This is a genomic window from Bacillus stercoris, from assembly GCF_029772985.1.
Taxonomy (GTDB): domain Bacteria; phylum Bacillota; class Bacilli; order Bacillales; family Bacillaceae; genus Bacillus; species Bacillus stercoris.
The window spans coordinates 3758290-3769711 of the sequence record NZ_CP121861.1 but is presented as its reverse complement, the minus strand read 5'-3'; the positions used below and the strand labels follow the sequence as shown (position 1 = coordinate 3769711).

The window sequence follows — 11422 nt, the reverse complement described above, 5'->3', positions numbered from 1 at the left end:
TTTGATTACAAACACTATAGCATACCTTCAAATTCAAAAGCAAAGGTCATTTTCATCAAAAAAACTCCTGCTCTCATTTCTGAGGCAGGAGTTTCGAGTCTTATTGATGCTTCGCTTTTCTCACTTTATAAATCACAATCAGCAAAATAAACCAAACCGGTGTGACAAATAAGGAAACACGAGTATCCTGTGCCAGTGCCAGCACAACCAGAACAAACGCCAGGAACGCAAGAATCAGGTAATTTGTAAACGGATAAAGCGGAAGCTTAAACTTGTTTGTTTTCGCTAATTCAGGTCTTGTTTTACGGTATTTCATATGGCAGATGACCGTAATTCCCCAAATATAGATAAAGCATACGGTTGAAATACTTGTGATCAGGGTGAATACGCCTTCTGGCATGATGTAGTTTAACGTAACACCGATTAAAATCACGATAGCTGAAAAGAATAAAGCATTTCTAGGCACTTTACGCTGAGTCAGTTTCGCCATTGACTCCGGCGCATTGTGATCTTTCGCCAGGGAATAGACCATACGGCTTGTACTGAATACAGCGCTGTTGCATGCTGAAGCAGCGGATGTCAACACAACAAAGTTGATAATACTTGCAGCCCCGACGATGCCAACCGCAACAAATACTTGTACGAATGGGCTTTCGCTGGGATTGATGACATCCCAAGGATAGATGCTCATAATCACAAGAAGAGCACCAATATAGAAAAGCAGCACCCGGACAGGGATATTGTTGATCGCTTTAGGAATTACTTTTTCAGGGTTTTCTGTTTCACCGGCTGTAAGTCCGACCAGCTCAATGCCGACAAAGGCAAACACAACCATCTGGAACGAGAGGATAAACCCGTGCATGCCATTTGGGAACAGGCCTCCATGACTCCAGAGATTTGTGAAGCTGGACACTCCTGAGCTTGTGGAAAAGCCTTTGAAAATCATCACAAGGCCAATGACGATCAGGGCCAAAATGGCGATGACTTTAATTAAAGCAAACCAAAATTCTAATTCTCCAAAAAGCTTGACGGTTGCCAGGTTCATAATCAGTAAAATAATCAGAGCGATTAAGCCGGGCACCCATTGCGGCACACCAGGGAGCCAATATTGAGTGTAAAGCCCGACGGCTGTCAGATCAGCCATCGCAATGGAAATCCAGCAGAACCAATAGGTCCAGCCGGTGATAAAGGCTGCCATATCGCCTAGGTAGTCTTGTACAAAATCCACAAAAGAGTGGTAGTTCAAATTTGATAACAGCAGTTCACCCAGCGATCTCATAATTAAAAAGCAAATGATTCCTGTGATCATATAAGCAAATAAAATCGACGGTCCGGCAAAATGAATCGATTTGCCTGAGCCGAGAAATAAACCTGTCCCAATAGCTCCGCCGATGGCGATAAGCTGGATATGCCTGTTTTTCAAGCCTCTCTGCAATGTTTGCTGATTTATATTGTCTTTCGTCATGTCGTCTGTCACTTTATGTGTTCCTCCATTAAAAATTGATTATTGAGTCAGCAATCTATTTTTAATGATTATTATAACACTAAAATTTCTATCTTTTTTACTATAAAGGGTATATGAAAGGAAATTTTAATGTGATTTGGACTATTTAGCGAAAGAAAGCAGCTCCATGTAGGAGCCGCTTTCCTATGCCTGTTCAGTTTTTTGCATATACAGATAGAGCCCATAATCTGTCGGTGCGGATGCGTATCCTGCCTGCCGCAGCATTGCCGTGATATTGCCGCGGTGGTACGTTCCGTGATTAACAACGTGGGGAATCAGTTCGGAAACAGTTGTTTTCATGATTCCGCCTGAGGGATTTTGAATCTGGAGGGGCTGATTGAGCTGTTCTTTTTGCTGTAAAAATAGTGTGTAGCGCTCGGATAACTTCAGAAACAGGTCTTCCATTTCCTCCATTTCTTTTGCCGCTGTCTGTTCTTTTAGCTGTTCAGCTAACGCCAAAGCATCGCTCATCGTTTTGCCGGAAAACACTTCAATCCAGCCGAGATCAGAAAGGTAAACATGAGACAATACATGGGATATCGACGGAAACACACTTTGAATGTCTTGATGGTATACCTCTTTTGGAAGCTCTTTTAATCGGTTGAAGATTTGTTGATTGGCCCAGATGTTATATTGATACAATTTCAGTGCAAAATCTGACATGTCAATTTTCCCCTTTCGCGGTTATAACTCCTATTATACACGAACGAGTGTTCTTGGTGTGTTCATAAATAAAATATGTTGACAGATATAGTTTAGAGGAATAAACTAAATAACATTAATCATAAAGTTTAGCAGGGTAAACTACAATGAGGAGGGGAAGATGTTGAATGAACAAAAGCTATGTCAGGCGATAAACCTGTTTGTGGAAGTCCTGCTTGAAGGGACAGAGTTTGTGCATCGTGAAATCAATCAGGATGTCTTCAAGCATATCTCCAGAGAACAGGCAGACCTGTTAAAAATTTTAAAGGTCAAGGGCCCAACCTCTCCCGGCAGTCTGGCCATGTATCAAAATGTACATAAGAGCGCGATCTCTAACAGGCTGAAAAAGCTGCTCGATAAAGGATGGGTTGAATGGGATGACTGTCCGGCAAAAAGTGATAAGCGCTCTAAGCTTATTAACATCACAACCAGCGGTGAAAAAATTCTCGAAGAATTAGATTCCGCCATCTTTAACGCGCTCAAAGAGCTGATCGATGATATAGATGAGGAACACGTAAATTCCATCATAGAGATATTCACCATTTTAAAAAGCAAATTTAAAGGAGGAGATTCTGCCGAATGAGAGCCATCATCAAATTCAAGTGGGCAATTGCAGCCATTATATTAGCGCTTACCGTCGTATTGAGTTTATTTTCTCCGAACTTAACGGAGCTGGCCAATCAAAAGGGGCAGGCCCAGCTTCCCGCTGATGCTGTTTCAGAAAGGGCAAATGCCATTTTAAAACAAGCGGGAGAAGACAATCATTCGATCAGTGTTGTCTTTACATTAGACCACGCTTTAAAGAAAGAAACAGAGAATCAGCTCCGGACAATGATCGATAAAATCAAAAAGATCGACGGTGTAGAAGAGGTAACATCTCCTCTGTCAGCGGAAAAAGAAGTCAAAGACCAGTTGATGTCGAAAGACAAGAAAACCGTTCTCATTCCTGTCACGATTACAGGTTCTGATAAAAAGGCGGAAAAAATCGCGGACGAGATTTATCAAATCGTTCCCGATGATTTGACGGCATATATTACGGGAGCTTCCCTTATTAATCAGGATTTCGCTCACAGCTCAGAGGAAGGGCTTAAGAAAACGGAAGTGATCACAGTCTGCCTGATCATCGGTTTACTGCTGATCGTGTTCCGATCTGTTGTGACGCCTTTTATACCGATTGTAGCAGTGGGTTTTTCTTATCTGATCAGTCAATCCATACTTGGCATCCTTGTATACTATGTTGATTTTCCTATCTCGACGTTTACGCAAACCTTCTTAGTCGCGATTCTGTTCGGCATTGGAACAGATTACTGCATTCTGCTTCTTACACGATTCCGGGAAGAATTGGCAAACGGGCATGACAAAAAAGAAGCGGCGCTTATCGCTTACCGCACAGGGGGAAAAACCTTATTCATCAGCGGATTCGCGGTATTAATCGGATTTTCCGCGTTAGGATTTGCGAAGTTTGCGATTTTCCAATCCGCCGTAGGAGTAGCGGTCGGTGTGGGAATCTTAATGATCATTCTCTATACACTGCTGCCATTATTTATGGTGACACTGGGTGAAAAATTATTCTGGCCATCAAAGAAAGTGCTGTCGCACAGTGACAACAAATTATGGGCGTTTCTTGGCAGACACTCCGTTGCGCGTCCGTTTCTGTTCATTGCCATCACGGTGGTGATTACGCTTCCGTTCATCTTGACCTATGATGACCAGATATCATTCGATTCAACTGCGGAAATCAGCAGTGATTATCAATCAATCAAAGCTCTCGAGGCCATCAAGGACGGATTCGGGGAAGGAAAAGCGTTCCCGATCAACGTTGTCGTAAAAGGAGACAAAGATCTCACAACAGCTGATACAATCCCTTATCTCGGAAATATCAGCAAAGCGATCGAGAAAGTTGATCATGTTGACTCTGTCATGACAATCACGCAGCCGACTGGTGAAAAAATCAAAGATTTATATATTGATAACCAGCTAGGATCGGTTTCAGACGGGCTGGATAAGACGGTAAAAGGGATTGCCGATGTCCAAAACGGATTAACAGATATAGAAAACGGCCTGAATCAAATGGCAGGGCAAACCGGCTCGGCCTCAAATAGCGGCTCTGGCGGTTCACTGGGCGATGCCGCAGATGGTTTGGGCAAAATCAATCAGCAGCTGCAGCTCGTGAGCAAACAGATTTCCCAAACTGGAAATACCGCACAGACCGTGCAGCAGCTTACAGCAATCAGCGGACAGCTTGGCCAGATTCAAACCGGCCTTGAACAAGCGAACCAGCAGCTCTCAGGCCAGCAGGCACAAGCCGGAACATTGACAGAAAGCCTGAAGAAGCTGTCAGAAGGCGTGAAGAGCGCAAATGAAGGCCTGACGAAAGTCTCTGACGGCATTACAGCTTCCAGTGATATGTTAGAGGACATGAGCAAAAGTCCAACTGTAAGAGATACAGGCATATTCATTCCTGGTCAAGTAATGAAGGACAAAGACTTTAAGAAGTCAATTGACCAATATTCCTTTGCAGACGGCAAAGGTGTTCAATTAAGCGTCGTTCTGGATTCAAATCCGTACTCAGAACAAGCCATTACGACAATAAACCAAATCAAAAAAGCTGTCGCAAACGAAGTTGACGGCACTCCTCTGGAGGATGCCCAGATCGTGTACGGCGGAGTCACGAGTATGAATGCGGACTTAAAAGAGCTGTCCACAACGGACTTCTCCAGAACGATGGTGATTATGATTATAGGCCTGTTTATCGTGTTAACCATTTTGTTCCGCTCCATGATCATGCCGATTTATATGATCGCGTCACTGCTGCTGACGTACTATACGTCCATATCTATCACAGAATTGATTTTTGTAAACGGCTTAGGAAACGCCGGCGTCAGCTGGGCAGTACCATTTTTCAGCTTTGTTATCTTAATCGCGTTAGGGGTAGATTATTCGATCTTCTTGCTGGACCGATTTAAGGAAGAGGTGCACCTTGGCATTCAGCAAGGCGTTGTCAGGTCAATGAGCAAAATGGGATCTGTCATTATTACAGCTGCCATTATACTGGCTGGTACGTTCGCGGCGATGATGCCTTCAGGCGTCAATACGCTGATGCAGGTGGCAAGTGTTATCATTATCGGGCTCTTGCTATATGGCCTTGTCATTCTTCCGCTCTTTATTCCGGCAATCATTGCGACCTTCGGAGAAGGAAACTGGTGGCCGTTCGGCAGGAAGAAAATAAAAGAATAATAGAAGAAGAGTGATGAGTGGTCATCACTCTTTTTTCATAAATAAACGACAAAATCAAATCAAGGGTTAACTTCAGACATGTTAACCAAAAGGTCAGACGATCGAACGGCGGCTATACTTAAAATTAAAGAGCCCGGAAAACATTCCTGGGCTCTTTGTTTTATTTCCATTCTGCAATTGTATCAATCGGCAGGCGGTAGGAAGCATAGCCTTCGTCTGCTGCTTTTCCGATAGAAAGCAGCATGACCGGTACATAACGTTCTTTATCCAATCCGAAGGTTTCCGCGATGTTTTCTTTATCGTATCCGCCGATCGGGTTTGTATCGTAGCCGTGTGCGCGTGCAGTCAGCATCAGCTGCATGGAAACGAGGCCTCCGTCAATCAGGATCGTTTCGCGGTTCACCTGTGCCGGAAGCTTTTCAAAATGAGCGGTCAGCGCGGCGATTTGTCTGTCTTTGACCTCCTGCGGCATATAACCGAGTTCAACGGCTTTAGAATAGATTTCTTCTAAGTAGTCATCATTGTTCATGTCTGCAAATACAGCGATGACAGCAGATGATGTTGTGACTTGTGTTTGGTTAAAGCTTGCGAGCGGTGCGAGCTTTTCTTTTCCTTCCGGGCTGTCAATGACAAGAAAACGCCATGGCTGCGCGTTAACAGAAGATGGCGCAGTTGTTGCTTCCTCTAAGATTTCAGTCATCTCTTCTTTGCTGATTTTCACTGTCGGATCATAGTTGCGAATCGAACGGCGGCCTTTCATAATTTCCATAAAATCGTTTGTTTTGATCATGTTGATACACTCCTCTTATGCTTCAATATTGTTTATGTTGTTCCGCATGCGCCCCAGCACATCAATGAGCAGGCGGCGCTCTTCTGCGCTTACATTTGCGAGCATTTCCTTCATGAAACGCTCCTTTTCTTTCTTAGAAGACTCGATTCGCTCTCTTCCCTGATCTGTAAGCCGAACAAGGGTGATGCGATTGTCCTCAGGCTTGCGCCGTCTTGACACCATGCCTTTGGCTTCCAGCTGTTTCAGATGTCTGGTAACGGCTGCGCTATCGATATTTACTTTCTTTTGAAGGTCGCTTTGACTGATCTCATCTGCATGATAAAGCAATGTCAGCAATTCCAAACGAGATTGGCTGATGCCCGTGCATGCCTCGAACTTCACGCCAATCACCTTGTTCACGCCTTGCAGCTGATATAAAATCTCGGCTTCCTCTGAACAAAATGACGCCAAAACCCATCCCTTCTTCCTGTCAAAATTATTAATTGATATATCAATGATTGACACATCAATTAATATACAACGATTGATTTCATCTTGCAAGTCATTTGCGTTTTTTTTAAAAATTTCCAGTATATAAAACTCGCTAGGCTAGAGCTTAGCAAAAAAAGCTGGCCGTTTCTTCAAATGGCGCTGATCACGATGATTCCCCGGCCCATTCCCTTTTGAGGTGTTTGGAATATCGCTTTGCCGAGCCAGTACTCAAGCGGCTTTCATAGGTTGAAAGTTATGATACAATATACAAATGTTTCACAGCTTCAATCCATTATTGGAGCTGACATCCATTATATAAGGGATTTGGTTGAAGGGAAGGTTTGATAACATGCAGCACAATCCAACTGGAAAAGAACGCTTGGCACTGGCGTTTCTGCTCGGCATGCTTGCTATATTGGGCCCGCTTAATATAGATATGTATTTGCCAAGTTTTCCTGAAATCGCGGAAGATTTATCAGCGAGTGCTTCACTTGTTCAGTTAAGTTTAACAGCCTGTCTGGTCGGACTTACGATCGGCCAGCTGATTGTCGGGCCGGTCAGTGATGCGCAGGGAAGGCGAAAACCGCTATTAATCTGTATTTTTTTATTTGCGTTATCCTCTCTGTTTTGTGCACTGTCGCCCAATATTACAACTTTAGTGGCTGCGCGTTTTTTACAGGGATTCACTGCTTCCGCAGGGCTTGTCCTGTCTCGCGCAATCGTCCGCGATGTGTTTACCGGAAGAGAGCTTTCTAAATTTTTCTCGCTGCTCATGGTGATTACCGCCGTGGCGCCGATGGTTGCGCCTATGACAGGCGGTGCCATTTTGCTTTTGCCGTTCGCAACGTGGCATACAATTTTTCATGTACTAACAATCATCGGATTTTTACTGGTTCTTCTGATTGCATTGAGGTTAAAAGAAACGCTTCCGCCGGAAAAACGGATTCCAAGCTCAATCGGAACATCCGTCAAAACGATGGGCAGCCTGCTGAAGGATCGGTCCTTTATGGGGTACGCGTTAACTGTCGGGTTTATTCACGGAGGAAGCTTTGCATATGTGTCCGGTACGCCTTTTGTATACCAGGATATCTACGGGGTATCTCCGCAGGTATTTAGTATCCTTTTCGGCATTAACGGCCTGGCCATTATATCAGGCAGCTTTATCATCGGGCGCTTCGGCGGAATCATTCACGAAAAAAGCCTGCTTCGCATGGCGGTCATTACGGCTATGATTGCGACGGCTGTGCTATTAACCATGACCATCATTCACGGTCCTCTTGCCACATTAGTCATATCCATTTTCATTTACATGATTACGATCGGCATGGTTCTGACCAGCACGTTCACGCTGGCCATGGAAAAGCAGGGGCACCGCGCCGGAAGTGCAAGTGCACTGCTTGGAATGCTTCCGCTGCTCCTCGGTTCAATCGTGTCGCCGCTTGTAGGCATTAATGAGACAACAGCCGTTCCGATGGGAGCGATTATGTTTGTGACAGCTGTCATCGGCTCACTGGCGTTTTTTGGATTGACGAAAGAACGAGTAGGGCAGAATTCATAAAAAAACCTGACATGACGTCAGGTTTTTTGTTTTATTTAGAATAACAACAGCAGACCCGCAATCGCCGGAGTCAAAAAGATGGCTGATTTCAAAACCACCTTTGGCATGAGGTTGGTGAATTTCGCGCCTACATAGGCACCGCACATTGTCCCGACTAGAACTTTGACAAGCAAAACGTAATCAACAAAACCTTCTGTAATGTATCCGATGCCTCCACCTACAGCCAGAGGGATGATCACAAGCATCGTCGTTCCCACAGAATGGCGAATGGACAGATTCAGCATAATCATTAACCCGATTTGAATAAAAGGTGCCGACCCGATGCCGAATGTGCCGGAAAGTACACCTGCTGCAATTCCTAAGATAACCGCTCTCGTATACGTTGAAAGAGTGCTTTGATTCATTTGAGCCTTCTCTTTTAAAATAAATAATCTGATTAAAATAAGAATCGCTGATAAAAATAACATTCCAGCCGTCAAATAATGAAGCAAATCAGCCGGAATAAAAGATGTCAGCTTGGCGCCGAAAAATGAGCCAACCGCAGCAAAGCCTCCGACTATTAAGCCGATTTTCATTTGGATGTTGCCCTCGCGATAGTGGCTGTATGCCCCTGATAAGCTGGTGAAAGCCATGCCGGCGAGAGAAGTGCCTAAAGCCGTATGGATCGGGATATGAAAAAGCAGCGTTAAAAGAGCAATGACAAAGCCCGCTCCACCGGCGCCAATAAAGCCTAAAATAATTCCGAGAAGAAACATAACAAGAATAATGAGCATATTTTTTCCTCCATTGAAAAGATGTAAAAATGTAATCGTGCGCTATTCTGGCGGAGGTATCGTGTCCTATTGACGAAAAAAACACGTCGGTTTTTCAGTTGTCAGTAGTCCGTCGACCGTCGTTTAGCAAACATATCGTACCTCAAATTCTGGGATCTGACAAGGCAGTTTGTTGCTTCCCATTACCATCTGTTATATGATTTTGATGAAGAAAAGCCCTTGAATATATTCAAAAGAGGTATTATATATGGACGATTTTAAATTAGATAAGCCGACTCCCTACTACCTGCAATTTTATAACCAGCTGAAAAAAATGATCTTTAACGGGACTTTTAAGCCTGGGGAACGGATAAACGAAACACAGCTGGCCAAAAGCTTTGGCGTCAGCCGCTCGCCGATAAGGGAAGCCATGCGATTGCTTGAGAAAGATGGTTTGTTAAAAGCGGATGACCGAAATGGCTTTTCGATCACGTCATTAACGGCAAAAGATGTAGATGAGATTTATAAAATCAGAATTCCGCTCGAGCAGCTGGCAGTCGAATTGGTCATAGACGAAGCGGACGAAGAAGAGCTGACCATACTTGAAAAGCAGCTTGAAGAAACAGAGAAAGCGATTCACAACGGCACGGAAGATACGGAAATCATTCGTTTAAACCAAAAATTTCATGAGCTGCTTGTTGATTTCAGCCATAACCGGCATTTGAAAAATTTGCTTGAGCATGTAAATGATCTGATTCACTTTTGCAGAATCCTTAATTATACCGGCGACCATCGTGCAGAAACGATACTACGTGAGCACCGCAGGATATTTGAAGAAGTGAAAAAGAAAAACAAAGAAGCAGCCAAACAGCATGTGCTGGCTCATTTCAATCATGACTGTGAGCATTTGAAGCATGTGCTTGAAGAAGGAAAAGAGAATTGATTGTATGATCCGGTACCAAGGGGAAGCAGAACCCTTGGTATTTTTTTATGCATTCACCACATATTTAAGCGGCCCCGTTAATAAGATTTTATGATGGTTTGACTAACGAATAATGGGGGTTAAACATGTTTATCCATATCGTCGGGCCTGGTGATTCTTTGTTTTCGATAGGCAGAAGATACGGTGCTTCTGTTGATCAAATACGGGGTGTGAATGGTTTAGATGAAACGAATATCGTGCCGGGGCAGGCTCTGCTTATCCCTCTTTATGTATATACAGTCCAGCCGGGAGACACGCTTACAACCATTGCGGCAAAAGCGCTTGTTCCATTAGAGCGCCTGCGGGCAGCCAATCCGGGCATCACCCCAAATGCTTTACAAGCGGGATCAAAAATAACGATTCCTTCGATCTCAAATTACATTGCGGGAACATTAAGTTTTTACGTGCTCCGAAATCCTGACCTTGATCGGGAGCTAATCAATGATTATGCGCCATACTCGTCTTCAATTTCGATTTTTGAATATCGTATTGCACCTAACGGCGATATTGCAAACCAATTAAATGATGCGGCTGCTATCGAGACAACTTGGCAAAGGCGAGTCACGCCGCTGGCAACAATAACGAACCTTACATCAGGAGGCTTCAGTACGGAAATTGTTCACCAAGTGCTGAACAATCCGACAGCAAGAACCAATCTGGTCAACAACATTTATAACTTAGTTTCTACAAGGGGATATGGGGGTGTCACAATCGATTTTGAACAGGTGAGCGCCGCGGACCGCGATCTTTTCACTGGCTTTTTGCGCCAGCTGAGAGATCGCCTTCAGGCGGGAGGGTATGTGCTGACGATAGCTGTTCCGGCAAAAACAAACGATAATATTCCATGGCTGAGAGGCTACGATTACGGGGGGATAGGATCGGTTGTCGATTATATGTTTATCATGGCTTATGATTGGCATCATGCGGGAAGTGAGCCGGGCCCTGTAGCGCCGATTACTGAAATAAGGAGAACCATTGAGTTTACGATTGCACAGGTGCCGAGCAGAAAAATCATTATCGGAGTCCCGCTCTACGGGTACGACTGGATCATCCCGTACCAGCCGGGTACAGTTGCTTCAGCGATTTCAAATCAAAACGCAATCGAAAGAGCGATGAGGTACCAAGCTCCGATACAATATTCTACCGAATATCAATCACCATTTTTCCGGTACAGTGATCAGCAGGGGCGCACGCATGAGGTATGGTTTGAGGATGTCAGAAGCATGAGCCGGAAGATGCAGATCGTCCGCGAATACAGACTGCAGGCTATTGGCGCTTGGCAGTTAACGCTGGGCTTTACACCGGGCCCATGGCTTCTGCGGAAATTTTTTACGATCAGAAAAGTATAAAAAAAAAGACACCACAGCTGGGGTGTCTTTTTTTGATTACGTCCAGAGCAGCAGAATAGTTCATTCATTTGTCCCTT

At 44.3% G+C, this 11422-nt stretch carries 9 protein-coding genes and 1 pseudogene; 5 read left to right on the top strand and 5 right to left on the bottom strand.

Going from position 1 to position 11422, the window contains the following annotated elements; translation table 11 throughout:
* Positions 1-100: 100 nt before the first annotated feature.
* Both QA442_RS19470 and dinB read right to left on the bottom strand, forming a co-directional pair.
* The gene (locus QA442_RS19470) at positions 101-1477 is read right to left on the bottom strand and encodes an amino acid permease (RefSeq protein WP_014475969.1); all 1377 of its coding nucleotides are present in this window, start codon (positions 1475-1477) and stop codon (positions 101-103) included.
* Positions 1478-1648: 171 nt separating this feature from the next.
* Complete coding sequence (dinB, locus tag QA442_RS19465) at positions 1649-2167, bottom strand: damage-inducible protein DinB (protein WP_095432041.1); 519 nt, start codon at positions 2165-2167, stop codon at positions 1649-1651.
* A 163-nt stretch (positions 2168-2330) separates the two neighbouring features.
* On the opposite strand from dinB, the gene QA442_RS19460 reads away from it, so the two are divergent.
* Positions 2331-2789, top strand: coding sequence for a MarR family transcriptional regulator (locus QA442_RS19460; RefSeq protein ID WP_040084379.1), 459 nt, complete (start codon positions 2331-2333; stop codon positions 2787-2789).
* Positions 2786-5443, top strand: coding sequence for an MMPL family transporter (locus tag QA442_RS19455; protein ID WP_095432040.1), 2658 nt, complete (start codon positions 2786-2788; stop codon positions 5441-5443). The genes QA442_RS19460 and QA442_RS19455 overlap by 4 nt, the downstream gene beginning before the upstream one ends.
* A 160-nt stretch (positions 5444-5603) precedes the next feature.
* Here QA442_RS19455 and QA442_RS19450 read toward each other — a convergent pair whose 3' ends face one another.
* Both QA442_RS19450 and QA442_RS19445 read right to left on the bottom strand, forming a co-directional pair.
* Positions 5604-6233 (bottom strand): nitroreductase family protein, encoded by a 630-nt coding sequence (locus QA442_RS19450; protein ID WP_014662981.1) that lies wholly within the window; start codon positions 6231-6233, stop codon positions 5604-5606.
* Positions 6234-6248: 15 nt separating this feature from the next.
* Positions 6249-6742: pseudogene (locus QA442_RS19445) on the bottom strand (MarR family transcriptional regulator).
* A gap of 311 nt (positions 6743-7053) precedes the next feature.
* On the opposite strand from QA442_RS19445, the gene QA442_RS19440 reads away from it, so the two are divergent.
* Entirely contained in the window at positions 7054-8262 is a 1209-nt protein-coding gene (locus QA442_RS19440; RefSeq protein WP_069149050.1) for an MFS transporter, read from the top strand.
* A 35-nt stretch (positions 8263-8297) separates the two neighbouring features.
* On the opposite strand, the gene QA442_RS19435 is transcribed toward QA442_RS19440, so the two are convergent.
* Complete coding sequence (locus QA442_RS19435) at positions 8298-9035, bottom strand: sulfite exporter TauE/SafE family protein (protein ID WP_069840397.1); 738 nt, start codon at positions 9033-9035, stop codon at positions 8298-8300.
* Between the two features lie 247 nt (positions 9036-9282).
* On the opposite strand from QA442_RS19435, the gene QA442_RS19430 reads away from it, so the two are divergent.
* Both QA442_RS19430 and QA442_RS19425 read left to right on the top strand, forming a co-directional pair.
* Complete coding sequence (locus QA442_RS19430) at positions 9283-9957, top strand: GntR family transcriptional regulator (RefSeq protein ID WP_003234129.1); 675 nt, start codon at positions 9283-9285, stop codon at positions 9955-9957.
* Between the two features lie 125 nt (positions 9958-10082).
* Complete coding sequence (locus QA442_RS19425) at positions 10083-11345, top strand: glycoside hydrolase family 18 protein (protein WP_095432039.1); 1263 nt, start codon at positions 10083-10085, stop codon at positions 11343-11345.
* Positions 11346-11422: the final 77 nt, after the last annotated feature.

Excerpts from the sequence above, each read along its gene's own strand:
- QA442_RS19435 (WP_069840397.1), bottom strand. The coding sequence starts at position 9,035 with ATGCTCATTATTCTTGTTATGTTTCTTCTCGGAATTATTTTAGGCTTT.
- QA442_RS19455 (WP_095432040.1), top strand. The coding sequence starts at position 2,786 with ATGAGAGCCATCATCAAATTCAAGTGGGCAATTGCAGCCATTATATTA.
- QA442_RS19425 (WP_095432039.1), top strand. The coding sequence starts at position 10,083 with ATGTTTATCCATATCGTCGGGCCTGGTGATTCTTTGTTTTCGATAGGC.
- QA442_RS19430 (WP_003234129.1), top strand. The coding sequence starts at position 9,283 with ATGGACGATTTTAAATTAGATAAGCCGACTCCCTACTACCTGCAATTT.
- QA442_RS19440 (WP_069149050.1), top strand. The coding sequence starts at position 7,054 with ATGCAGCACAATCCAACTGGAAAAGAACGCTTGGCACTGGCGTTTCTG.
- dinB (WP_095432041.1), bottom strand. The coding sequence starts at position 2,167 with ATGTCAGATTTTGCACTGAAATTGTATCAATATAACATCTGGGCCAAT.
- QA442_RS19450 (WP_014662981.1), bottom strand. The coding sequence starts at position 6,233 with ATGATCAAAACAAACGATTTTATGGAAATTATGAAAGGCCGCCGTTCG.